General features: G+C 53.2%; 19 protein-coding genes. 11 read left to right on the top strand and 8 right to left on the bottom strand.

The features are described 5' to 3' along the window. Entirely contained in the window at window positions 1-2,259 is a 2,259-nt protein-coding gene (locus IOQ59_RS06230) for an ATP-binding protein (RefSeq protein WP_193952415.1), read from the bottom strand. Window positions 2,260-2,528: 269 nt separating this feature from the next. Between IOQ59_RS06230 and pyk the strand changes: the two genes are divergently transcribed. The 3 genes from pyk (at window position 2,529) to gshA (ending at window position 7,999) form a co-directional block, all read left to right on the top strand. Further along, complete coding sequence (gene pyk / locus IOQ59_RS06225; protein WP_193952414.1) at window positions 2,529-3,965, top strand: pyruvate kinase; 1,437 nt, start codon at window positions 2,529-2,531, stop codon at window positions 3,963-3,965. 78 nt (window positions 3,966-4,043) lie between these two features. Then, window positions 4,044-6,314: a Tex family protein gene (locus IOQ59_RS06220; RefSeq protein WP_193952413.1), complete on the top strand. Its 2,271-nt coding sequence runs from the start codon at window positions 4,044-4,046 to the stop codon at window positions 6,312-6,314. Window positions 6,315-6,433: 119 nt separating this feature from the next. Further along, the gene (gshA, locus tag IOQ59_RS06215; protein ID WP_193952412.1) at window positions 6,434-7,999 is read left to right on the top strand and encodes a glutamate--cysteine ligase; all 1,566 of its coding nucleotides are present in this window, start codon (window positions 6,434-6,436) and stop codon (window positions 7,997-7,999) included. Window positions 8,000-8,081: 82 nt separating this feature from the next. On the opposite strand, the gene IOQ59_RS06210 is transcribed toward gshA, so the two are convergent. Next, window positions 8,082-8,480 carry a flagellar basal body-associated FliL family protein gene (locus IOQ59_RS06210; protein ID WP_228050729.1) on the bottom strand — a complete coding sequence of 133 codons (399 nt, stop codon included), beginning with the start codon at window positions 8,478-8,480 and terminating at the stop codon, window positions 8,082-8,084. A 148-nt stretch (window positions 8,481-8,628) separates the two neighbouring features. On the opposite strand from IOQ59_RS06210, the gene rsd reads away from it, so the two are divergent. Beyond that, complete coding sequence (rsd, locus tag IOQ59_RS06205) at window positions 8,629-9,105, top strand: sigma D regulator (RefSeq protein WP_193952410.1); 477 nt, start codon at window positions 8,629-8,631, stop codon at window positions 9,103-9,105. Between the two features lie 24 nt (window positions 9,106-9,129). Continuing rightward, window positions 9,130-10,107, top strand: a complete 978-nt coding sequence (locus tag IOQ59_RS06200) for a WD40 repeat domain-containing protein (protein WP_193952409.1) — start codon at window positions 9,130-9,132, stop codon at window positions 10,105-10,107. Between the two features lie 76 nt (window positions 10,108-10,183). Here the strand turns inward: IOQ59_RS06200 and bamJ are convergent, their stop codons facing one another. Together bamJ and IOQ59_RS06190 are read right to left on the bottom strand one after the other, a co-directional pair. Next, entirely contained in the window at window positions 10,184-10,897 is a 714-nt protein-coding gene (bamJ, locus tag IOQ59_RS06195) for a BamJ family beta-barrel-assembly machinery protein (protein ID WP_307726995.1), read from the bottom strand. A gap of 84 nt (window positions 10,898-10,981) precedes the next feature. Further along, entirely contained in the window at window positions 10,982-11,503 is a 522-nt protein-coding gene (locus IOQ59_RS06190) for a TIGR02444 family protein (RefSeq protein WP_193952407.1), read from the bottom strand. 22 nt (window positions 11,504-11,525) lie between these two features. Between IOQ59_RS06190 and IOQ59_RS06185 the strand changes: the two genes are divergently transcribed. Continuing rightward, a complete protein-coding gene (locus tag IOQ59_RS06185; protein ID WP_193952406.1) occupies window positions 11,526-13,445 on the top strand; it encodes an ATP-binding cassette domain-containing protein in 1,920 nt (639 codons plus the stop codon). A gap of 82 nt (window positions 13,446-13,527) precedes the next feature. On the opposite strand, the gene IOQ59_RS06180 is transcribed toward IOQ59_RS06185, so the two are convergent. Continuing rightward, a complete protein-coding gene (locus tag IOQ59_RS06180) occupies window positions 13,528-14,850 on the bottom strand; it encodes an HDOD domain-containing protein (RefSeq protein WP_228050728.1) in 1,323 nt (440 codons plus the stop codon). A gap of 194 nt (window positions 14,851-15,044) precedes the next feature. On the opposite strand from IOQ59_RS06180, the gene ggt reads away from it, so the two are divergent. After that, window positions 15,045-16,781 carry a gamma-glutamyltransferase gene (ggt, locus tag IOQ59_RS06175; RefSeq protein ID WP_193952405.1) on the top strand — a complete coding sequence of 579 codons (1,737 nt, stop codon included), beginning with the start codon at window positions 15,045-15,047 and terminating at the stop codon, window positions 16,779-16,781. 59 nt (window positions 16,782-16,840) lie between these two features. Here ggt and spoT read toward each other — a convergent pair whose 3' ends face one another. From spoT to gmk, 3 genes are all read right to left on the bottom strand, one after another. Continuing rightward, the gene (spoT, locus tag IOQ59_RS06170) at window positions 16,841-18,949 is read right to left on the bottom strand and encodes a bifunctional GTP diphosphokinase/guanosine-3',5'-bis pyrophosphate 3'-pyrophosphohydrolase (RefSeq protein WP_193952404.1); all 2,109 of its coding nucleotides are present in this window, start codon (window positions 18,947-18,949) and stop codon (window positions 16,841-16,843) included. An 87-nt stretch (window positions 18,950-19,036) separates the two neighbouring features. Further along, window positions 19,037-19,249, bottom strand: a complete 213-nt coding sequence (gene rpoZ, locus IOQ59_RS06165) for a DNA-directed RNA polymerase subunit omega (protein ID WP_193952403.1) — start codon at window positions 19,247-19,249, stop codon at window positions 19,037-19,039. A gap of 56 nt (window positions 19,250-19,305) precedes the next feature. Continuing rightward, on the bottom strand, window positions 19,306-19,926 hold the full coding sequence (gene gmk, locus IOQ59_RS06160; protein ID WP_193952402.1) for a guanylate kinase: 621 nt from the start codon (window positions 19,924-19,926) through the stop codon (window positions 19,306-19,308). A gap of 349 nt (window positions 19,927-20,275) precedes the next feature. Between gmk and IOQ59_RS06155 the strand changes: the two genes are divergently transcribed. From IOQ59_RS06155 to IOQ59_RS06140, 4 genes are all read left to right on the top strand, one after another. Beyond that, window positions 20,276-20,950 (top strand): glycosyltransferase, encoded by a 675-nt coding sequence (locus IOQ59_RS06155; protein WP_193952401.1) that lies wholly within the window; start codon window positions 20,276-20,278, stop codon window positions 20,948-20,950. Window positions 20,951-20,957: 7 nt separating this feature from the next. Continuing rightward, window positions 20,958-21,539, top strand: a complete 582-nt coding sequence (locus IOQ59_RS06150; protein ID WP_193952400.1) for a glycosyltransferase family 2 protein — start codon at window positions 20,958-20,960, stop codon at window positions 21,537-21,539. Continuing rightward, window positions 21,536-22,828, top strand: a complete 1,293-nt coding sequence (locus IOQ59_RS06145; RefSeq protein WP_193952399.1) for a glycoside hydrolase family 2 TIM barrel-domain containing protein — start codon at window positions 21,536-21,538, stop codon at window positions 22,826-22,828. The genes IOQ59_RS06150 and IOQ59_RS06145 overlap by 4 nt, the downstream gene beginning before the upstream one ends. Window positions 22,829-22,911: 83 nt before the next feature. Beyond that, on the top strand, window positions 22,912-24,210 hold the full coding sequence (locus IOQ59_RS06140; RefSeq protein WP_193952398.1) for a hypothetical protein: 1,299 nt from the start codon (window positions 22,912-22,914) through the stop codon (window positions 24,208-24,210). Window positions 24,211-24,332 lie beyond the last annotated feature (122 nt).

Here is a 24,332-nt window from a genome sequence, read left to right as displayed (position 1 = left end):
TCACTCAATCCCCGCAACCTGCGCCAGTGGTAATTCGATTATAAATATTGCTCCACCCTCAAGGTGGTTTGCCACACTCAGGCGGCCGTTCAGGTTTTCGATAATCCGATGGGAGATCGACAAACCTAAGCCTAACCCCTGCCCCGCTTGTTTCGTGGTAAAGAAAGGCTCAAATACCCGCCCCAATTCATCGGCCGGAATTCCCGGACCGAAGTCACGCACGCGGATCGTTAACGTGTCTGATTGCTGCTGTACGTCGATTTCGATGCGCTTGTGTTCAACTTCATCCATCGCCTGCAAGGCATTGCTGATCAGGTTCACGATCACCTGCTCCAACCGCACCATGTCCGCCATGACATAGATTTTTTCCAGATGTGGCGGCCAGCTGATCTCTGCACCTTGTTTGTTCAGGCGGCCATACATAATCGACATAGCACCATCACGTACCGCCTGCAGGCAGACTGTTTCAGGTTGCCCCGAGCTCTTACGGGAAAACTCTTTCAGCGGATGAATAATCTTCGCCATCCGTTCGGTCAGCCCGCCAATCTCATCCAGATTGGAGGCGGCAACCTCCGTTTTGCCCATATTGAGGAATGCCCGGGCATTATCGGCGTAAGCACGGATCGCCGTCAGAGGCTGGTTCAGCTCGTGGTTGATACCGGCCGACATCTGCCCCAGCACTGCCAGCTTCGCCGTCTGAATCAGCTCATTCTGCGTATTGCGGTGCTGTTCGACCTCTTCGATCAGTTTTTCGTTGGCGCATGTCAGGTCAGCGGTGCGTGATTCAACACGCGACTCCAGCTCATCCCGCGCCCGCTGTAGCTCCTGCTCGTACAGTTTGCGTTCGGTGATATCGTGGATGGTCACAATAAAGCGCTTTACGCCCCCCACCTGCATCTGTCCGATGATCAGTTCAATGGGGAAGTTGCTGCCATTTTTGCGACAGCCATAGGCCTCAATAAACAGCTCAGATTCACGCGTCTCGTCGGAGGCCGTGATATGTTCCCAGCACACGCGGCGGTCACGGTAACACACCAGAATACTGAAATACTCTTGCCGGATATGCTCTTCGCTGTAACCAAACAGACGTTCAGCGGTGGTGTTGAGTGATTCGATGCGTCCCTTGTCATCCAACGTGATCAGGCCCGCCTGAGTATTATCGATGATGGCCCGGATGCGGGATTCATTCTCCTCCAGGGCTGCGGTCCGGTGCTGCTTGAAACGTTCCCGTTCACGCTTGATACGTTCCCGTGCCAACAGGAACAGCACCAGCAAACCCAGCGCTACGTAGACAAACGAAGCCAGCACCACGGCATTAAAGACCTGTTTACTGACCTCTCGGGTACTGGCGAGGATTACCACGTTGAGGCCGCTGTCGGGCATCATCCGGCTTTGCAACAGATACTGGTTGGGTGAAATACCGTCCAGTGCCGCATTATCGATACGTTTTCCATCGATCAACGTTATCAGCTGACTGCCATCCTGGCGCCGCTTACGCTCAATGATTTCCAGCGCATGCAGCTCCCGATCACCGTAACGCAGGCTATCAACGATGCGTTGCATATCCTGCGGTTCCAACGGCTTCAAGGTGCGAAATTTCCATTGTTCCTGCGTGGAGATGAACACCACACCATCTTCATCCGTTACCAGAATATGCTGGGCGGGATCACTCCAGTCGTCTTCGATCTCATTCAGATCAATTTTGACCACCACCACGCCGATAATTTCATCACGCACACTCACCGGATAAGAGAAGTAGTACCCCCGTCGCAACGACATTGTGCCCAGCGCGAAGTAACGCCCCGGTCGGCCCTCAATGGCATCCTGAAAATAGGGTCTGAAACTGTAGTTCTGTCCCACAAACGAGCGCGGCTCTGCCCAGTTACTCGCAGCCGCCGTGATCCCCTGACTGTCCATCAGATACACGTCCGCCGCTTCTACGGTATTGGAAACATACTCCAGATACACATTGGCTGCGCTGCGGGCTGCCGCATTGCCGGGTTTACGCAGGACATCCTGGAGTAAAGAGTGAGTAGAGAGCAGGCTGGGGAGTTTGTTATAGCGGTCGAGTTTCTGCTGCAGGCTGAGGACATAACGGCTCAGGTCCGCCTGCGAACGTGTCTGCAACGTATCCATCGCCTGCTTGCGACTGAGCGAGGCAGTTTGTCCGACAATCAGCACAAACGCGATGGTTGCCATCAGCGTAATCAGCAGTCGGTGCTTGCGCCAGGGTTGAATTAGGGGGCCTAAGCTGTTCATTACCTTTACATTATAAGACGCCAACAGCTCCGCAGTGTGGCGCGGATAACCAGACGTGAACCGAATGAGAGAGGTCTGCACCCCACAAGGGCTTCTTATTATGCGCTGAAGCGGAAGAACTTGAAATACTGCAGTCAGAGCCCTAATGTTGTCCCTATTGAGCCCCATACTTGTACTTATCTGCAGTTGTATTAAACCGCAACTGCCAACAATAAGACCGGATAACCGGCCCTCCACTGTCTGCACTTTTTATAAATCGAGAGAGCCTAATGCTAAAACGTACCAAAATTGTAGCAACACTGGGTCCGGCAACGGATAAACCGGGCGTACTGAAAGAACTGCTGCGCAACGGCGTCAACACGGTCCGCCTGAACTTCTCCCACGGCAGCGCAGATGACCACCGCAACCGCGCACAGGCGGTACGTGAATGTTCCCGTGGCCTCGGTTTGCCTGTTGCGATTCTGGGTGACCTGCAAGGCCCAAAAATCCGCGTCGCCCGTTTCCAGAACGATAAAATCCAGCTGGCCGTCGGTGACAGTTTTGCGCTGGATGCGACACTGGAAACCAACGCCGGTGACCAGACTCAGGTCGGCATCGACTACAAACAGCTGCCGGAAGACTGCAACACCGGCGACGTCCTGCTGCTGGATGATGGTCGTGTACAGCTGGAAGTCGTTGCTATCAATGGCAGTCGTGTTGAAACAAAAGTTCTGATCGGCGGCCCGCTGTCCAACAACAAAGGCATCAACCGTCAAGGTGGTGGGTTGTCTGCCGCGGCGCTAACCGATAAAGATCGTCGTGATATCAAAGTCGCGGCAGAGATCGGCATGGACTACGTTGCGGTATCCTTCCCTCGCTCCGGCGATGATCTGCGTGAAGCCCGCAAATTGCTCGACGATGCCGGTTCTCTGGCGGAAATTATCGCAAAAGTGGAACGTGCCGAAACCGTCGCCAACAACGAAGCTCTGGATGATGTGATTCTCGCCTGTGACGGCGTCATGGTCGCACGAGGTGATCTGGGTGTTGAGATTGGCGATGCAGAGCTGATCGGCGTGCAGAAACACATTATCAAACGTGCCCGAGAACTGAACCGCGTGGTTATCACCGCCACCCAGATGATGGAAACCATGATCGAAAACCCGATGCCGACCCGCGCCGAGGTATTCGATGTGGCAAACGCTATTCTGGATGGCACCGATGCGGTGATGCTGTCAGCGGAAACCGCTGCGGGTAACAACCCGATCGAAGTGGTGAAAGCGATGACCCACATCTGTCAGGGTGCGGAGAAACATCAGCTGTCACGTCCGGCGCCAACCGGGATTACCCAGCGCTGTGAACGTTTCGATGAAACCATTGCACGTTCTGCCATGTACACTGCCAACCATCTGGTGGGGGCCAAAGCGATCGTCTGCCTGACCGAATCCGGCTCCACACCACTGTGGATGTCCCGTATCCGTTCTGGCCTGCCGATCTATGCGCTGACCCGCAATGACCGTACGCTACGCCGTATGGCGCTGTACCGTGGCGTAGAGCCGATGTTCTTTGACTCCACAGCGGTCAACGAAGCTGACCTAAACCGTGAAATTCTGGAAGGTCTGAAAGCGAAAGATCAGCTACAACCGGGTGATCTGGTGATTCTGACCCGTGGTGCCCAGCTGGGTGAACACGGCGGCACCAACTCCATGCAGGTGCTGAAAGTTTCCTGATCATCACTACCGCCCGCACAGCCTCTGTTGTGCGGGTGTCTTTGCTCTTCCCTTCCCCGCTGCACTAAAGAGATCTCCATGCAAGTTGCCCAATTGATCGCCCATGAACTTCAGGTTCGTCCGCAACAGGTCGAAGCGACCATTAAACTGCTGGATGAAGGTGCTACCGTGCCTTTTATCGCCCGCTATAGAAAAGAGATCACCGGCGCGTTGGACGATAGCCAGTTACGCCAGCTGTCTCAGCGTCTGGGTTACCTGCGCGAACTGAATAACCGTCAACAAACGATCATCAACAGTATCCGCGAGCAGGACAAACTCACGCCATCGTTAGAGCAGCAGATCCTGAGCAGCGACAGCAAAAGTGCATTGGAAGACCTCTACCTGCCGTACCGTCCCAAACGGCGCACAAAAGCACAGAAAGCACGCGAAGCCGGGTTGGAACCCTTGGCTCAGCAGCTGCTGAAAGGCAGCCATGACAACCCGTTGTCGCTGGCTCGCCCGTTTATCGATAGTGATAAAGGCGTTGATAGTTCGGAGCAGGCATTGGACGGTGCTCGCAATATTCTAATCGAACAGTTCGCAGAGCAGGCCGAACTGGTGGGCAAACTGCGCGAATGGTTCTGGTCCCGCGGTCAATTGCGCAGCAAACTGGTCAAGAGCAAGGAACAGGAAGGCATCAAATTCCGCGATTACTTTGACTACAACGAAGCAATTCGTAAGGTTCCCTCCCATCGCGCCCTGGCCCTGATGCGCGGGAACAAAGAGGGAATTCTGCGGCTGCAATTAGCGCTTGAAGACGCGGATATACAGTACCCGGCAGAGCAGATCCGTCGTGTTCACCGCCTCAATCCCAGTCAAAACAGTGCTGGCCTCTGGCTGAGTGAAACCATCAGTCAGTGCTGGAAACAGAAGCTTCAGTCTCAACTGGAATCCGACCTGCTCAAGCGCCTGCGTGAGCATGCCGACGCCGAAGCGATTCGCGTTTTTGGTCGTAACCTGCATGATCTTTTGCTAGCGGCCCCCGCAGGCCCCCGTGCCACGATTGGTCTCGATCCGGGCCTGCGTACGGGTGTCAAAGTCGCCGTCGTCGACAACACCGGGAAGCTTTTGGCGCACTGCGCGATCTATCCGCACGCGCCAAAAAAGCAGTGGGATCAGGCACTGGCAACACTGGCTAAGCTGGCCCAGACTCACCACGCAGAACTGATCAGCATTGGTAACGGCACGGCCTCACGTGAGACCGAGCAGCTGGCAAAAGAGCTGATCGCGAAATACCCGCAGCTGGACCTGACTGCCGTGATGGTCAGCGAGGCCGGGGCGTCTATCTATTCCGCATCGGAACAAGCGGCAAACGAGTTTCCTGATCTGGATGTCACCATCCGTGGTGCGGTCTCCATCGCCCGACGCTTACAAGACCCGCTCGCTGAACTGGTAAAAATTGAACCTAAGGCTATCGGCGTGGGCCAGTATCAACACGATGTGGATCAGAATCAGCTGGGAGATCAGCTCAATGCCGTGGTGGAAGACTGCGTTAACAGCGTGGGCGTGGATATCAACACCGCATCAGTGGAACTGCTGACACAAGTAGCGGGACTGAACACAACAACGGCCCGCAATATTGTCCATTTCCGTGATGAAACAGGTCGCTTCTGTAATCGTAACCAACTGAAAAAGGTGCCACGCTTAGGGCCCAAGGCCTTTGAGCAGTGTGCAGGTTTCCTGCGGATTCGTTCCGGTGATAATCCGTTGGATAACTCGGCGGTACACCCCGAGTCCTACGCACTGGTCAAACAGATCGCGACGGCACTGAACTGCAAACAGGATGCGCTGATCGGTGCATCCGAACGGTTGCAGCAGATCGATCCACAACAGTTCGTCTCTGACCGGTTTGGCCACTACACGGTGAAAGACGTCTTGCAGGAACTGGAAAAACCCGGCCGCGACCCGCGTCCGGAATTCCGCACAGCGCAGTTCAGTGACGGTATTGAAACGATGAAGGATTTGGAACCGGGCATGAAGTTGGAGGGCGTTGTTACCAACGTCACAAACTTTGGTGCATTTGTTGATATTGGTGTTCATCAGGATGGGCTGGTGCATATCTCCCAGCTGGCCAACCGCTTTATCAAAGACCCGCATGAGCTGGTCAAAGCCGGTGATATTGTTCAGGTACGTGTCACCGAAGTGGATATTCAGCGCAAACGCATCGCTCTTTCGATGAAAAATGAGTCGGCGACAGCGACACCGCCACATACAGAAAATCGTTCAAAAACGAACAAATCTGCGCCGAAGCAGTCCCAACCCAAAGGCAGTCTGGCCGATAAGTTCCGCGCAGCGGGCTGGAAGTCATGACGATATTTGGCCTTTACGCGCATTGACACTAAGCGTAAAACAGAGTGTTACACTACGGTAATTTATAAACGGCTCATCTATAATGGGCGACCTTTACATTTTTACGGAAGGACAGCACCTTGTCTGCAGCATTTGAACAGAAGCTGGAATGGCTGAGCAATCAGGGCCACGCCCCTCTGCTGAAAGGGATTCTCCACGGCATTGAGAAGGAAGGTCTGCGCGTTGACCTACAGGGTCAGCTGGCAGAAACAGACCACCCTGTTGCACTTGGCTCCGCGCTGACCCACAGTCATATCACCACCGACTACTCTGAAGCGCTGCTGGAATTTATTACGCCGGTGTTCAAACAGTCCGGTGAAGCGCTGGATTTTCTGACGGACCTGCATCACTTCACATACACCAAGTTAAATGGCGAACTGATCTGGTCTGCCAGTATGCCGTGTCATCTGCCTGATGAAAGCGCCATCCCGGTCGCCCGCTTTGGCAGCTCCAACGTTGGCACACTGAAATCGGTATATCGTGAAGGTCTGAACTACCGCTACGGCAAAATGATGCAAACCATCGCCGGTATTCATTACAACTTCTCCCTGCCGGAAGCGTTGTGGCCGGAATATCAAAAATTCTGCAACAACAATGACCGTTTACAGGATTTCCGTTCGGCAGCGTACTTCACCCTGATCCGTAACTTCCGTCGTTATTCATGGTTATTACTGTACCTGTTTGGCGCGTCTCCCGTGCTATCGGCATCCTTTATGGCGGGCAAACAGCACGATCTGGAAGAATTGGACAAAGACACCCTGTACCTGCCCTATGCCACATCGCTGCGCATGAGCGATCTGGGTTACTCCAACAAGGCGCAGGCATCGCTAAATATCTGCTTCAACCATCTGGCCACCTATGCGGATTCGCTGCACCAGGCGATCAATACACCGTATGGGGCCTATGAAGAGATCGGTGTAAAAGTAAACGGTAGCTACCGTCAGCTAAACACCAATATCCTGCAGATTGAAAACGAGTACTACAGTGACATCCGTCCTAAACGGGTCACCCACTCCGGCGAAAAACCACTGCACGCACTGAAAGAACGTGGCGTGGAATATATCGAAGTCCGTAACACGGACATCAATCCAATGCTTCCGTTAGGCATTGATCAGACCCAGTCCGACTTTATCGACCTGTTTCTGATTACCTGTCTGCTGGCTGACGATTCAGAAATCAGCGATTGTGAATGCGAACGCATCAATGACAACCACGACCTGGTTGTCACCCGCGGACGCGAACCCGGCCTGAAGCTGCAGCGTAAAGATGATGAGATCGAGCTGATTCAGTGGGGCTACGAACTGCTGGAGAAGATTCAGCTCACGGCCAACATGATGGATACGGTCGATGGCTCTACACGCTACAGCGACAGTATCACCGCGCAGCGCGCGAAGCTGGATAATCCGGCACTGACTCCCTCCGCTCAGGTCCTGGCTGCACTGCAGCAGGACGGTATCAGCTACGAGCAGTTTGTACTGCAGCAAAGCGCCAAGCATCGCGATACGCTGCTGGGACACCAGCTTAGCGAACAGGGCAGCCAGTATCTGGCTCAGCAGGCAATTGAGTCTGTGCAGGAGCAAACCGATATCGAAGCCAGTGACACGCAGGACTTTGATCAATATCTGGCTGAATATCTGGCCGGCTAACCTACGCTAGCGGCTATTAAAAAGCCCGCCCCAATCATCTTGGGGCGGGCTTTTTTTGTGCTAACACTATCGCCGTTATAACTTACTGGGTGATAAAACTGGTAAAGAACAGGTCGCTGACAAAAGCCTCGCCCTCCTCCTCGACCAATATATTCTGTACCAGCTTCAGTGCTTTTTTCGCCAAGTCCGATTGCGCTTCTACTGACATCATCTGAGTCTCGGTCTGATCACTCAGCAAAAATACAATGTCATTCCGAATATGCGGCATATGAAAGTTCACTGCATGGTGCGCAGCAGGAGACGACACCTGAATGGTGATCTCACATTTCACAAAACTAACCTTTCCCGGTTCACCGTAGTTCGTCAGAAATGGCTTCAGTTCGATGTAGTTCACGTAATCTTCTGGTACGGCTTCTTCATCAGCAGCCCAGGCAGTCTGCAAGAATAAACCCAACACCAGCACTAAAAACAATTGTTTCAAAGTCTCTCTCCCCGCTATCCATTCACTCAGCTCGGCAGTAGCGCTCAGTATAACCTGCTCCTGCCAGTCATCGCCATGTTGCACCGCTGTTCCGGTTGGGCCTATTATGTGAGTCTCTCTCATACAAAAAAATGAAAGGAGGCGCACGATGTTGGAAAAATGCCGCAACGCCAAAGAACGTTGGGGTGGTGTCAGCGACATCATTGATCACTGGTTAGAAGAGCGACAGCAGCTGATCAGCGCATTTGTACACCTGCCAGAGCAACCTGTCGACAACGGCCTCAGTGAGCAGGTGGAGAAGTTTTGTGAACTGCTTGTTGATTACCTCTCTTCCGGGCACTTTGAGGTTTACGAGCAATTGCTGCGCGAAGGCAGTGAGTTTGATGATGGCAGTGTTGAAGAAGCTCAGAAGCTCTTCCCACGCATCCAGCTCAGTACTGATGCAGCACTGGATTTTAATGACCAGTATGCGTCCATTGAAGTCCTGACGGTACGCACTGTTGCCGAGATGGCGCATGACCTATCCAGTCTGGGTGAACAGCTGGAAGAACGATTTGAACTGGAAGATCAGATGATTGAAGTGCTGCACACCTCGCATTCCAATCTGGTTTCCGAAACCGAATAACAGCAGAACAACAAGGCGGTACCGATGCGCAGCGCGCACCCTGTTCTGGCAGGTCTTTCACTTGCCCTGATTTTAACGGGTTGTAACAGTGGCAATCCTCCTTCGGTTTGGAAAGAGTACGCAACAACAGGTGCGTACTCTGCCGCGATTTCAGAAAGCGGGAGCTATGCCACACTGGGGTCGTTTAACCACGGTAGCAGCCTCTGGGACTTGAAGAAACATGCCCGTGAGTTCAACTGGAATCATAAAGCCAAAGAATTTAGCCTGATCGCTGCGACCGCAATCTCTCCGGATGAAACCTATGCGGCGACGGCGAACCAGCAGGATCTGGTGCTATGGAATATCGCTAACGGGCAGCCCGCAGGGTTCTGGAGTTCACCCGCAGAAATTCTGCAGATGGATCTGTCTCCCAACGGGGATTTTGCCCTGCTGGGTCTGGCAAACCATACCGCAGTCTATTTTGACGCTAAAAACGGCGGTGAACGCCGTGTTTTCCGTCACGATGGACGGGTGCGCAGTGTTGACCTGAGTCCGGATGCCCAACTGGCCATCACCGGATCTGATGCATACAAAGCGAAGCTCTGGAATGTGGAAAGTGGTGAACTGTTGCAGGAGCTGGAATTCGGTAATGTGGTCGATACGGTCGCCCTGTCACCGAATAGCCAGTGGGCATTCAGTTCTGGCAGCCTGGATAAAGCAGTTATCTGGAATACCAACACCGGACAGATCAAGCACTCGCTCAGTACCTCTGGTGACTTTTTTAAGAAACGGATCAGCTATCTCAGCGCTCGCTTCTCTAAAAACAGTGATCGCTTGCTGACAGGGACTGTCTCAGGTCTGGTGCAGCTGTGGGATGTCCGTAGCGGCAAAGAGATCAAAGCCTGGCGTATTCATCGCCGTGACCCGTATGGCCCCGTCAATGCCGGTATTTATGCTGTGGGCTTTGGCAGCGGACAATACTTCGCGCTCAGCTCCAACGGCATCATGAACGTGCTGAAATAAATACGTCTGAAAACGGACCCATAAAAAAGGCTGTGCCCCAATGGAGCACAGCCTTTTTTGTATCTTATAAAACGACTTATTTAGCCGCTTCGGCCTCTGCTGCTGGCATGATTTTCAGCAGCTCGATCTCAAACACCAGAGTTTCGTTTGGACCGATCGCGTTGCCCATACCACCCGGACCGTAAGCCAGATCCGACGGGATCACCAGACGCGCTTTACTACCTTCGTCCATCAACTGAACACCTTCGGTCCAGCCTGCGATAACACCGTTCAGAGGGAAAGTAACCGGCTCACCACGGGAGTAAGAACTGTCAAACTCGGTACCGTCAACCAGTGTGCCGCGGTAGTGCACCTGTACGTTATCCGTCGCCAGTGGCTTCTTACCGTTGCCGGCTTTCAACTGCTGATACTGCAGACCGGATTCGGTGGTCATCACGCCGTCTTTTTTACCGTTATCCGTCAGGTAAGACTGACCTTTTTCCATATTTGCCTGCGCCAGCTTAGCAACTTCCTGACGCTGCTCTTCGATTTTGCGCTGCTGGAATGCCTGCATCACCTGATTCACTTGATCCGGAGTCAGCAGTGGCTCGCCATCTGTATAGATGGTCTGCAAACCTTCCTGAAACGCTTCCAGATCCACATCCTGAACATCCTGCTTAAGCTGTCCACCCACGATCAGGCCCAGGCTATAGCTGAGTTTCTGCTGTTCGGTCGTCAGTTCAAAAGAAAACGCCGAAGGCGCAGTTAGCGCTGTCGCAAGAGCGGCAGCCAGCCAGGTTTTTTTCATCATTTTATCCTTGTTGTGTTTTCCACATGGATGTTTAGTGGGGTCAGATGAAGGAAAGTTCAATCCCACAGATCCCTTAGGGTGAATCTATTCGACTGGGAGCGACAATATCTGCTGCCAGTCCTCGGGCATCTCCGGTAAAGCAGCCTGCAGTAACGGTTCAAACGCAGCGGTCACCGAAGGGGCCGCATTCAGTGTACAACCATTCAAGTAACCCGCAAGGTTTTCCAGCACCAAAGAACTACCCGCCTCCCCCTTAAGCATCTGCTCCGCCACATCATACATAAGCGCCAGTTCCAGCTGCTCACACGCCAACTCAGCTTTGCGCATCGCTGAATAACACGCCTGATAGGTTTCATCCTGTTGTTTGTACGTGCGCACCTTATAGCGCAGCGCACGCAGCGGATGGGTGATCTCTGACTGCCAATCTGTTGCGCCTTGCAATACCGTCAGATCCAGTTGACGCCCGGCGTCCTGCCCCAGCCATAAACAGAACAACAGACGGTTGATGCTTAACCCTGTTTTTTGCAGCTCAAGACAGGCGGACTCCACCCCCGGCTGGCTATAAAGACGTAACGCGTAGTGCCAAAGATCGTTTTCGAGTTTCATTGCTATGCTACAATCCGCGCCCATGATTCAGTTACAAGACATCAGCTTACACCGCGGCACCCAGTTTCTACTAGAGGATGCCAACCTTACAATCCACAGCGGCTGGAAGGTCGGCCTTATCGGCGCAAACGGCGTGGGTAAGTCCTCCCTGTTCAAGATGCTGTTGGGCGAACTTCATGCCGATAAAGGGGATCTCTACCTGCCCGGCCAGTTGCGCATTGCGCATATGGCGCAAGAGGTCTCCGCCACCGATCGCAGCGCATTGGAATACGTTCTCGACGGCGATCCCCAACTGCGTCAGGTGCAGATTGATCTGGACCGGGCCGAAGCGGAACATGACAACCACCGAATCGCTGAGTTACACGCAGAGCTGGAAGCTATTGAAGGTTACACGGCCGAGTCCCGTGCTTACCAACTGCTGGCCGGTCTTGGCTTCAGTACCTCAGACGCTCAGCGCCCGGTTAAAGATTTCTCCGGTGGCTGGCGTATCCGACTGAATCTGGCCCAGGCACTGATGTGCCGTTCCGACCTGCTGTTGCTGGATGAACCGACCAACCATCTCGATCTGGACGCAACGATCTGGCTGGAGCAGTGGCTTCGCCAGTATCAGGGTTCGATCATCCTGATCTCCCATGACCGGGATTTTCTGGATAATGTGGTGGGACATATTGCTCATCTCTATAACCAGAAAATCGAGCTGTATAAAGGCAACTACAGCCAGTTCGAAGTCCTGCGTGCCAGCAAGCTGGCTCAACAGCAACAGGCGTTTGAGAAACAGCAGGTTCGCATCAGCGAAATTGAGGACTTTGTCCGTCGCTTCCGTGCTAAAGCCACCAAGGCCAAGCAGGCGCAAAGCCGGATCAAAGAACTTGAACGCATGGAGAAGATCGCCCCTGCCCATGTGGACAGTCCATTTTCATTTACCTTCCGCGAATCAGAGAAGATCTCTAATCCGCTAATGGGGCTGCGCCACGCACAATGCGGTTACAGCGACAAAGTGATCCTTGAGGATGTTTCCCTCAACCTACAACCTGGCGCCCGTATCGGGCTTCTGGGGCCGAACGGTGCGGGTAAATCTACACTGATCAAAACCCTGGTGGGCGACATCGGGCTGGTCAGTGGTGAACCCCACAGCGGTGAACACCTGAAGATTGGTTACTTCGCTCAGCACCAACTCGAAGCGCTGGATCTGGATGCCTCCCCCCTGCTGCACATCAAACGCATCTCACCACAGGCATCCGACCAGGAGATCCGCGACTTCCTGGGGACCTTTGGTTTCTTCGGCGATGCCGCGCTGGATCCGGTAAAACGTTTCTCCGGCGGCGAAAAGGCTCGCGTCGCGCTCTCGATCATCGCCTGGCAGAAACCCAACCTTCTGCTGATGGATGAACCGACCAACCATCTGGATCTTGAAGTCCGCCACGCGTTGACACTGGCGCTACAAACCTTTGAGGGCGCGCTGATTCTGGTATCACATGATCGCCATTTACTGCGCAATACCGTAGACGAGTTCCTGCTGGTTGCCGACGGAGCCGTTAAAGAGTTTAAAGGTGATCTGGACGACTACCAAAACTGGCTAACAGAGAACAAACGTCAGCAACAGGCGAGTAGCGAACCCGCGAACGAACGGGAAAACCGCTCTCTCAGCGCCGCCGAGAAAAAAGAACAGAAGCGGCTGGAAGCCGACAAACGCAAGCAGCTCAGTCCGTTAAAGAAGCAACTCGACAAGCTGGAGAAGGCACTGGATAAATACCAGTCCGAGCTGGCTGATACTGAAGAGGCGCTATCCGATACGACACTCTATGAAGATAGCCGCAAGGATGAGCTTAAGGCACTGTTACAAAAGCAGGCCGAACTGAAACGCAATGCAGAAGATACTGAAGAGCAATGGCTGGAACAGCAGGAAGCACTTGAGATTCTGGAAGCGGAGCTAAGCGGTTAAAGACCGTAAGTTAAGCAGCACTCCGATTGCCGCTTAATACGAGAAAATTTTAAATACAAAAGAGAGGCGGTGGCCAGAGCAATCAGCTCTGACCACCTTCAAGCAGCGCCGTCAGTTCACGGATCGCTGCATCATCGTTAAGCAGTTCCTGTACCGTTTCAGCAGCCACCTCAGCGCTTAGCCCCAGATCAGCCAGGACTTCATCCGAAATCTGCTCAACCGGACCGTCACTCAGCCCTTGCTGGCGTAACAGTCGGTTCGCTACATACAGCAGCTTCACGTAAGGCCCATGCTCACCATCGTATTCAAGGTGATTCTGATAACGAATTGAGTCACACACCTCTTCCGGCAACGTCCAGCTAGACAGCAACCAACCGCCAATCTGTTCACGGGTGACATTAATCACCTGCTGTTCAATCGCTTCCAGACTAAAGTGAGGATTGGCTTCGATATAACGGGCCAGCAATGCAAACTGCGGTGGGAACAGGTGAGCCAACAGCAAGTAACCGAAGTTATGCAGCAAACCACTCAAATACGCGAGACCCGGCTTAGGGCGCTGTTCCTGAGGAATTTTTTTGCATAACTGCTCAGACAAGGCAGCACAATAAACCGACTGTAACCAATACGGTGTACCACCACGCGGACCGTTGGTCGGCACGGTCAGCATCTGACCCATCGCCGTCCCTAACGCCATATTCACCACTAACTCGAAACCGAGCACACGGATCACCGCATCATCGATCGAATTGACATCACCTGGCGCCGCATAATACGGCGAAGCTGCCCAACTCATCACCTGTGCGGAGAGGCTTGGGTCAACCCGCACAACCTCGACCAACGCATGTACATCCGCCTCTGGATCAGAGCGCAGCATCAGAATTTTTTGAGTGGTTGGCGACATAGACGGCAAACCCAGCGTGTCTTCCAGACGCTGTTGAATACGCAGCTTCGTGAATTTCTTCACGGCACTGGTAATCACCGTCTCGTCGTCACCTTGTGGTGCTTGCAGCGCTATTTCATCTGCATCGGTCGCCAGCTTGCCATGCGACGCATCACTGAGCAGGCTGGCAGCAACCTCCCAAGTGGTCTTTGAGTACGGCTCATTAACCTGCAGTGTTGGATACTGCAGGCAACGCTCGTCCACCAGCAAAGGCAGGAGAGGTAAGGTTGCCAATTTACGAAAACCGCTTTGAGACTGCACCGCATCCTGACCGAAGAAACGCTCAGCATCTGCACCTTTAACCGGTTGCAGTTGGCGTCCCGTCAGTTTCCAGACATTTGCCAGATTCAGTAGGGTTGTGGCCGGTAGCAATGCCAGAACCTTACCATCCTTATCATGCATCAACACCAGACGGGCCAAACTACCATCATGCCCCATAGGTGCAGCTTGAACGCCTACAGACAATGTACTCTCTCCAGCTAGGATTTACGTCTTATAATCTGACCGCGGGATCCTCTGCGGGCAGGGCTTCGAACCTCGGGTAGCAAGGCTATCCCGAACTATATATGACAAAGTGTTCGTTAACGCCTAACCTACCGTAAATATATAGCGTTCAGCAATGTATCCGGCGTTTTTTTACCTATTTCCGGGAGTTATCCATGTTCCGCCACCTTATTTTGGCTCTTCTGCTCTTTTCCTCACCCCTATGGGCCGTCAATGAAGATCAGGTCCCAGAAACAGCAACCGGCCAACAAGAGAGCCAGACCGTTAAGGCCGAGAAGTTTCTTGCGGTATCTGCCCACCCACTGGCCACAGAGGCGGGTTACAAAGCGCTCAAAAACGGCGGTTCGGCCGTAGATGCTGCCGTAGCGATTCAAGCCATGCTGACACTGGTGGAACCCCAGTCATCGGGCATTGGTGGCGGCGCTTTTATGCTGTATTGGGATAACGAAAACAAACAGCTGCATGCCTACGACGGACGTGAAACAGCTCCGGCCACCGCCGATGAAAACCTGTTTATCAAACCGGATGGTAAACCGATGAACTGGTATCACGCCTTAGTGGGCGGCCGGTCGGTTGGCACACCCGGCGTCCTCAAGATGCTGGAAACGGCACACGTGGCACACGGCAAAACCCCGTGGCATATTCTGTATGTCGACGCGGTCAAACAAGCCCGTAAAGGCTTTAAGGTGGGCCCCCGACTGCATGAACTGATCAAGTCGGACATTAACCCGGGACTGAATCGCTACCCTGCCACGCGGGCCTATTTCTATACCGATGCAGGTGAACCACTTCCTGTAGGGACTGTGCTGAAAAATCCAACCTTAGCCAACTCACTGGCAGGTATCGCCCGCAGTGGAGCCGGTTACTTCTACGGTGGTCCGCTGGCACGCAAGATCATCGCCTCAGTACAACAGGCAACGGATAATCCCGGTCACCTGAGTCTGGATGATCTTGAAGACTATCGTGCACAAGAACGCGATCCGCTTTGTCGCCCGTACCTGACGTATAAAGTCTGTGGATTCCCACCCCCAACATCCGGTGGCGTCACCGTGTTACAGATTTTGAAACTGCTGGAGCAACAACCGCTGGCAGAACTTGACCCGAAGGGCGTCGAGTTCAACCACCTGTTCACTCAGGCCTCCCGTCTGGCATACGCCGACCGCGCCCGCTATCTGGCCGACACCGACTTTGTCGAAGTCCCAGTTGATGGTTTGCTGGATGAAAGCTATCTGGCGCAACGCCGTCAGTTGCTGAGTCTGGACAAGGACGCAGGCACCGCCCAGGCAGGAACACCTGAGCCAGCCCTCAACCGCCGTGATGACCAATCCCCCGAACTGCCGTCGACCAGTCATTTTGTCGCGATCGATCAGTGGGGGAACGCGATCTCCGTCACCAGCAGTATTGAGATGGCATTTGGCTCAACGTTAATGGCCGGAGGGTTCCTGCTGAACAACCAGCTTACTGACTTCTCGTTTGTCGCTGAAAAGGACGGCGAACTGATCGCCAACCGGGTAGAAGCGGGTAAACGTCCGCGTAGCTCAATGTCACCGTTTATGGTGTTTGACCAGAATGACCAGTTGATCGCCGCGATTGGTTCTCCCGGTGGCAGCCGTATCATCAACTATGTGGCACAAAGCTTATTAGTCAGCCTGAATCACAAACTTCCCCTGCAACAGGTCGTTAACCTGCCCCACGTCAGCAACCGCAACAGCCTGACCGAACTGGAGGAAAACACCGACGCGACGAAGTTAGCGGAGGCACTCGAGGCACGTGGACATACCGTTAAAGTGCGCGATCTGAATAGCGGCTTACACGGTATGCACAAAGACGAAGATGGGATCTGGCACAGTGCGGTTGATAACCGCCGTGAGGGGAGTGCTCAGGGCGAATAGTCATCCAGCCCTGAGGAACATAAAACCTGACAAAGATCGTAGTGTGCGAGTAATGCCCGTTACTTGCGCACGATCCGATTGACGGTTTTCAGCGCACGGATCTTTTTCATCACCCGCGCCAGATGGATACGGTCACTGACCTGCAGCTCCATATTCACTTTCGCCAACTTGCCTTCATGATCATCAATGTCGATCTGTAACAGATCAGCACCCATTGAGGTCGCCATGGTGGCCAGTTCGGCGATGATGCCGCGGTGTGATTCAACTTCACAGGACAGATCCGCAACAAACTCATCTTTCAGTTCGTCATACCATTCCAGATAAATACATTTATCCGGATCGTCACGCAGATAACCGATATTACGGCAGGCGGTACGGTGGATGACCAACCCTTTACCCGCACTGATGTGACCAATGATCTCATCACCCGGAATCGGACGGCAGCACTTCGCGTACTGCAACACCATTCCTTCGGTACCTTTAATCGCCAGCGGGCTTTCACGCTGCTCTTCCGCACCGTCTTCCGCTTCGGGACGCACACGACGGGCCACCACATACGCCTGACGATTGCCCATACCGATATCTTCCAGCAGATCATCGAGGGACTTAAATTCAGCTTCGTCCAACAGCTCCTGCAGTTTACGGTTATCCACGTCTTTCACGTTTGCACCGTACTTGCTCAGGAACTGATTCAACAGACGACGTCCCAGATCAATCGACTCGTGACGCTGCTGATTTTTAAGGAAGTGACGTATCGCCGTACGTGCCTTGCCGGTCATCACAAAGTTGAGCCAAGCCATATTCGGCTGTGCACTTGGCGTTGTGATGATTTCAACCGTCTGGCCATTTTCCAGCGCCTGAGACAGCGGCGCTAAACGGCGATCCACGCGGCAGGATACGCAGGAGTTACCAATATCGGTATGCACGGCATAGGCGAAATCAACCGGCGTCGATCCGGCTGGCAGCTCCAGAATCCGTCCCTGAGGGGTGAAGACATAGACTTCATCCGGAAACAGGTCTTCCTTAACGCTTTCGATAAACTCCATCGAGTTACCGGCACGCTGCTGCATCTCCAGCAGGCCCTGTACCCATTTACGGGCACGTTTATACGAGCCCACGGCACTGTCGGAATCGCCGTACGTTTTGTAGTGACTGTGCTCCGCGACCCCCTGACTCGCCACGGCATCCATCTCTTTGGTGCGAATCTGCACCTCAATGGTGATATCACGCGCCCCGAACAGGTCGGTATGCAGTGACTGGTAGCCGTTGGATTTTGGGATAGCGATGTAATCTTTGAAACGGTTCAGAACGGGCTTATAAAGATTATGGACGGCCCCCAGAACACGGTAACAATCATCCACATTGTCGGTCACAACCCGAAAGGCAAATACATCCATGATCTCCGCAAACGATTTATTCTGGGATTTCATCTTGTTGTAGATGCTATAGAGATGCTTTTCACGCCCCGTCACTGTGCCATTGAGGCCTTCCTGACGCAGACGCTGATTGATGGTGTCCTGAATGGAGCTGATCACATCTTTGCGCTGACCACGTGCCTGTACGACGGCACGGCGAATATATTTCGCGCGCATTGGGTAATGTGCCTGAAAGGCCAGATCTTCCAGCTCGATCTGCACATCCCGCATACCCAATCGACCGGCAATCGGTGCATAGATATCCAGCGTTTCCTTGGCGATACGGCGCTGCTTATCCGGGCGCATCGCGCCCAACGTCCGCATGTTATGCAAACGGTCAGCCAGCTTAACCAGAATGACGCGAATATCTTCGGCCATGGCCAACACCATCTTCTGGAAGTTGCTCGCCTGCGCTTCCGCTTTGGTCTCAAATTCCAGATGGGTCAGTTTGGATACACCGTCTACAATATCAGCGACTGACTCACCAAACTGGGAGCATACGCCATCATAGGAGACTTCGGTGTCTTCGATCACATCATGCAACATCGCAGCCATCAGGCTTTGATGATCCATATGCATGGTCGAGAGAATACTGGCTGCAGCCAGCGGATGAGTTACGTAGGCTTCACCACTTTTGCGGCGCTGACCTTCGTGAGCCTGTTCGGCATAAAAATAAGCACGACGCACCTGCCGGATCTGTTGCGGATCCAGATATTCAGTTAAGCGTTCAGAAAGTGCGTCGATGGTCGGCATCACCCCTCCACAATACCGTCAGTGCAAAAAAGCACTTATTTGTCCGATAGTTGGAATGATGCCGTATAAAACAGAGTTGGGGAAGAGTTAGTCTTCTTCAACTTCGTCCAGAACAGTTTTATCTACGTGGCCTTCAGCAATTTCACGCAGAGCAACAACGGTTGGCTTGTCGTTTTCCCACTCAACTTTTGCTTCTTTACCACCGGTAGCCAGTTGACGCGCACGCTTAGAAGCGACCATCACCAGTTCAAAGCGGTTATCAACGTTATCCAGGCAATCTTCAACGGTTACGCGAGCCATGTTCAGCCTCTAGTTTAGGGGTTTTTCGAAAGACCGGGCATTCTACTGGTCAATAGTTAAGCTGACAAGAGTCCTTGCAGCAATTCCTGATGTTTCTGGGACTGACGATTCTGCCCCAAACGACGACTCAGAAACACCGCCACCAATTCATTCAGGGCAGTATCGAAGTCATCGTTGATGATCATGTAGTCATATTCACCGTAGTGGCTCATCTCACTCACAGCCTGAGACATCCGGTGATCAATCACATCCTGACTGTCGGTACCACGACCGGTTAGACGGCGACGCAGCTCTTCCTGCGATGGTGGCAGGATAAATACGGAAAGACACTCAGGCATCAGACGGCGTACTTGCTGAGCGCCCTGCCAGTCGATTTCCAGAATCACATCCATACCCTGAGCCAGCTGCTCTTCAACCCACACTTGTGAAGTGCCGTATTTGTTGGTGAAGACATCCGCATGCTCAAGGAACGCCCCTTCGCCGATCATCTGATTGAAGTGATCCATATCGACAAAGTTGTAGTCCTTACCATCCACTTCCCCCGGACGCATATCACGGGTGGTGTGTGAGACAGAGACCAGCACACGACTATCGCGCTCCAGCAGCGCTTTAACCAGACTGGTTTTACCGGCACCGGATGGGGCCGAGACTACATACAGAGTTCCTTTATCGCTCATATCGCTACTCAGTTGTTCGCGGGGCTATCAAAGCCGCAGGTTTCAAAGAGACCATTATACAAATATGACGCGGCTTTGCCGGAATTTCTCTCCCCATCCACTCATCGTACTGTTTCAGAGATTCCCACACGTTTATAAGCATATCTACGTTATTCCTGCGGAAAATTCATCTCTCAGCGACCGCTACTTTAAAGATCTCAGCACCTCACACTGCAATTCCTGAAATACCCATTTCCCCCTCGTGTTCTGCCCGCCTTTCCCTTTCTATGGTGGTGACTGCACATGCAGTCCGGCAGCTCTCGTCTGCCGGTTTTCTATTCCACCCCTCCACCTAACTACGGAGTTATCTATGATTTCCGCAATTCGTGAACTAATGAATGATCCGGCGATAAGCCTTTACCTACTCGTCATCGCCTACTTTTGGTGTCAGTGGACGTTTAAGCTCATATTGTGTGGGCGCTATCGACCCAAGCGAACCCATTTCGATGAGGCTATCTCTGTCGTGATGCCAGTTTATAACGAAGACCGATCTATCTTGTTTCAAGCAGTCTCCCGCGTCCTTGCTCAACCCACCTCACGCGTCGCGGAGGTTATTGTGGTTTGTGACCAGCGTGAACCGGACCTACCCGACTGGCTGAACCAGAATTTCGCTTCTGATGAGCGGATGATCACCACAGTGGGAGACACGCCGGGTAAACGCTTTTCTCTGCGCCACGGTATCGAGAAAAGCCGGTGTAATGTGGTGGTCTCTATTGAATCCGATGTTCTCATACGCCCAGACAGTCTAGATGAATTGATTAAACCCTTTGCCGATCCACGGATCGGCGGCGTGATTGGTGATCAGGAGGTGCATGACCCCAAGCGCAGCCTCTGGACCTTTCTTGATTTTGTCTGCGAGAAGGTGAAGTACGGATTCACCTATCCAGCACTGAGTGCAGCATCGCAGGTGACGGTACTGTCAGGGCGCACTGTGGCCTACCGTCGCGCAGCGGTATTTCCCGCTTCTGGAACACCTGACCCATGAAATATTTTTGGGTAAACGTTGCGTATCTGGCGATGACGGACGTATGACCAGCCTGCTGCTCGAAGCAGGATGGCTGACGTTCTATCAATCCACCTCAGTGGTCGAGACGATCTCGCCGAGCAGTATGAGCGCGTTGCTGCTGCAGCGAACACGCTGGTATAGAAACACGGGACGGCGCACGCTTCGGGCACTGTTCTGGGACCGCCTCTGGGTCTGGAGACGCTACCCACTGGCAACCTGGCACATGCTAAGTTCCTGGGTAAATACCTTTATGGTCGGGCTGGCTTTTACCCTGCTGGGACTCAGTATTTCAAGCGGCCATTTTTTTTGGTTCGGCAACGAATATGCCGAGATAGCCGCGAGAGTCGGGGTTCTGATGTTTGGGTTCTTGCTCACACGTATGATACGTGGACTACCCGCGTTCGGAGCTATCCGTCGCGCGCGCCCCGGTAAGCACTGGTGGCTGTTATTGGTACTGCCTTTTTATCTGCTGATGCTGTGGTTCGTTCACCTTCTGGCCATCGTCACGATGAACAAGCAGGGCTGGATCACACGTACCACACAGAGCCCGGGAGGATTGGGCAAATGAACAATCTGAAGAAAACGCTGACATTGTCGTCACTGGGTCTGCTGACCCTGGCAATACAGTCCGCTTACGGTTTGCCGTCCCGTCTGGAAGCGCTCAACGGAGATACCGATTCTCGTCAACACTGGCAGCTTCTGGTCAATGACCAACCCTATCAGATTCGTGGAGTGGGTTGCGCCAAAGCTGAAGGTACGGGTGGTGTGGACTACCTGCATTTAGCTAAAAAACTGGGCGCCAATACGGTCAGAACCTGGGGGCTAACCCATACGGACACAGGCTATCTGGATCGAGCCGCAGCATTAGGGTTACAAGTAGCCGTCGGGATCTGGCTACCGCACCCGAAAGCGAGGTCGCTCTATCAAAACCCCAACTCGGAAGAACTCGTACGTTTACGTGCACACATCCTGACACAGGTTGATCAGTTACGAAAACACCCTGCTGTGCTGTTATGGGTGGTGGGCAACGAAGTGCTGCACTCCGCTGACAGTCCGAGTGAACGCACAGGTTTTCTGATCTTTCTCGAAAGCCTGATCAAAGAGATCAAAACACGCGACCCCGACCACCTTGTGAGTTACGCCGCAGCGGAATCGGTCGATCTGCAGATGCTGGCCCAGTCAGCAAAGAGTCTCGATATCATTGGTATCAACCTCTACAGCGACCCACGTAAGCTACAACGCCGCAAACAGCTATCAGGCGAATTGCGCCCCCTGCTCTTTACGGAGTTCGGACCACGGCGGCCTGAAGACATGCGTCTGGATGCGCTGGGGTATCCGCTCACCCCAACGGATCAGGCTAAGACCAAGCGTTACGTACGGCGCCTCGACCAGCTGGAATCACTGTCGAAGCAGACACTGGGAGCCTTTGTGTTCCGTTTGGGTGATCCTAAACCAGACGACCTCCATTGGTGGAATCTCTCATACGGCGATCATCCCCGCGCAGCATACGTTGCAATCGCACAACGTTACCAAGGGGACGATTGGGATGACGCACCTATCTGCAAGGCCACCCCTTCTTCTCGCATTCAGGTAACACCGGGGACACCACTGCAATTGCAGATATCTGAACAGACGTTAAAGCAGGTACGTTACGGCAGCCATTTCTGGCCCGTCGCAGCTCATGTGCGTACACAACCGGCCAGCACGCTGCTTACGCCCGATCTGGTCTCTACAACTCCAAATATGGGGGTGAGCGCTCCCGATCAGCCCGGCGACTACTGGTTAATCACTCATGCAGTGAATGCCAACGGAACCGCCTGTATGCAACGTTCATCATTGAGGGTGCAGCAACCATGAAATATTCACGCGAACTAACTGAGTCCCAACAACCCTCGCTATCGAGAGCAGCAAGCACTCTTATCACTCAATGGAGGTGGCTAGTGTTCCATCCAAGAATCCTTAAGCACATTCTGAGATCCGCCTTGGCCGCAATGATTCTATGCCTGTCACCACAAGCCCTGTCGGCCCCCACAGCGGAATCCTTTCGATTGCCGTCAACACCGGGAGGGCTAGATCCTCTCCAGTGCTGGTATGCCCTGGGCAGTACTCCAGACGGTTCAATCTATATCGCTGCATCGGATCACAAAACCAACTCCGCACTTTTTGAAAAGAGAACCGATGATCAGGTATTTCGCTATGTAGGTGATGCCCAACAAGCCTCAATACAGGTCGATAACTGGGAAGCCGGAGAAACGCTGGAGAAGTTCCATGTACGCCCAACCTATCTAGATGGAGACATCTATCTGGGCGGGCTGAACTACTCCTATTACAACCAAGGTTATGCCAAGAAACGTGGTTTCCATTGGTACCGTTATCGGCCCTCAACCGGGCAGTTCGAAGACCTGTCTGCACAAGCCCCTGATGGAACGGCTTCTCCGTTTCAGCTGGAGTATCTGATCGCTGATCCTAAGCATCATCGTCTCTATGGCGCAGCAGTACCTAAGGGACATCTGGTACGTTTTGACCCGCATACCCAAACCACTGAAGATTTGGGTCGCCCACCAGAATTAAAGAAAAACTATCTGCCTTCAGACAGTTTCATGTGGGTGAACAGTCGAGGTCGGGTCTACTTTGCGATGGAGGGACGCGGCGGCTGGTTCAAGCGTATCCATTACTTTGATCCAGACAGCAATACATTCGGCACCATGGATGACTGGAAATTGCAGGGCCCGCCCCCTCGCAAGAAGGGTAAGAAAAAACAACAGGTTAAGGGAGGCCTGAAATCCGCCCCTATCGGTCGCATCCCAAAGGTCGGACAATGTGACCCTTCAGGTAAGCGCTGTTATATGTCGGATAACAATGGACGTATCTATCGATGGCGCGAGACGCACAACGCAGAGCAATGGACATACCTCGGTCAGGTCCGTTTTCCGGCCCCCCACGAAAAACAACGACTGGCAACGCGGACCTTTCAACTCTCTGCAGATGAGAAAAGTATCTACATGGTGAATGAACGCTACCTTGGTGCACCCGATATCCTTTTACACCGTTTTGATATCGCAGCAGGCCGCTCGGAAGTAATCGCCCCACTGTCTCAGCTGGCACCTGAGGCAGTTGGAGAAGGCCGGGAACTGCACTGTGGGCATAATGCCTGGGACGCTGAAGGGCGCTTTTACATCGCCAGTTTCGGCATGTCGGGCAAAGGAGGTAATGTCGTCGTGACCGCTATCAAACCATAACGTTGTCCCGCAATACCCTTTCACTTCGCATGGAGTGAAAGGGTCAGGATGACACGTACCAGAGGGTCTACAGTCATTGCTCTGACTTAATCAAGATTTTCCAGCAATGATGGGGATGAGAC

The sequence above is a fragment of the Pontibacterium sinense genome (assembly GCF_015209595.1).
Taxonomy (GTDB): domain Bacteria; phylum Pseudomonadota; class Gammaproteobacteria; order Pseudomonadales; family Balneatricaceae; genus Pontibacterium; species Pontibacterium sinense.
This window is presented reverse-complemented; position numbering and strand designations above follow the sequence as displayed.

Bases quoted from the DNA above. Each gene is read 5' to 3' on its own strand.
- IOQ59_RS06230 (WP_193952415.1), bottom strand. From the start codon at position 2,259: ATGAACAGCTTAGGCCCCCTAATTCAACCCTGGCGCAAGCACCGACTG.
- pyk (WP_193952414.1), top strand. From the start codon at position 2,529: ATGCTAAAACGTACCAAAATTGTAGCAACACTGGGTCCGGCAACGGAT.
- IOQ59_RS06220 (WP_193952413.1), top strand. From the start codon at position 4,044: ATGCAAGTTGCCCAATTGATCGCCCATGAACTTCAGGTTCGTCCGCAA.
- rsd (WP_193952410.1), top strand. From the start codon at position 8,629: ATGTTGGAAAAATGCCGCAACGCCAAAGAACGTTGGGGTGGTGTCAGC.
- IOQ59_RS06200 (WP_193952409.1), top strand. From the start codon at position 9,130: ATGCGCAGCGCGCACCCTGTTCTGGCAGGTCTTTCACTTGCCCTGATT.
- bamJ (WP_307726995.1), bottom strand. From the start codon at position 10,897: ATGATGAAAAAAACCTGGCTGGCTGCCGCTCTTGCGACAGCGCTAACT.
- IOQ59_RS06190 (WP_193952407.1), bottom strand. From the start codon at position 11,503: ATGAAACTCGAAAACGATCTTTGGCACTACGCGTTACGTCTTTATAGC.
- IOQ59_RS06185 (WP_193952406.1), top strand. From the start codon at position 11,526: ATGATTCAGTTACAAGACATCAGCTTACACCGCGGCACCCAGTTTCTA.
- ggt (WP_193952405.1), top strand. From the start codon at position 15,045: ATGTTCCGCCACCTTATTTTGGCTCTTCTGCTCTTTTCCTCACCCCTA.
- spoT (WP_193952404.1), bottom strand. From the start codon at position 18,949: ATGCCGACCATCGACGCACTTTCTGAACGCTTAACTGAATATCTGGAT.
- rpoZ (WP_193952403.1), bottom strand. From the start codon at position 19,249: ATGGCTCGCGTAACCGTTGAAGATTGCCTGGATAACGTTGATAACCGC.
- gmk (WP_193952402.1), bottom strand. From the start codon at position 19,926: ATGAGCGATAAAGGAACTCTGTATGTAGTCTCGGCCCCATCCGGTGCC.
- IOQ59_RS06155 (WP_193952401.1), top strand. From the start codon at position 20,276: ATGATTTCCGCAATTCGTGAACTAATGAATGATCCGGCGATAAGCCTT.
- IOQ59_RS06145 (WP_193952399.1), top strand. From the start codon at position 21,536: ATGAACAATCTGAAGAAAACGCTGACATTGTCGTCACTGGGTCTGCTG.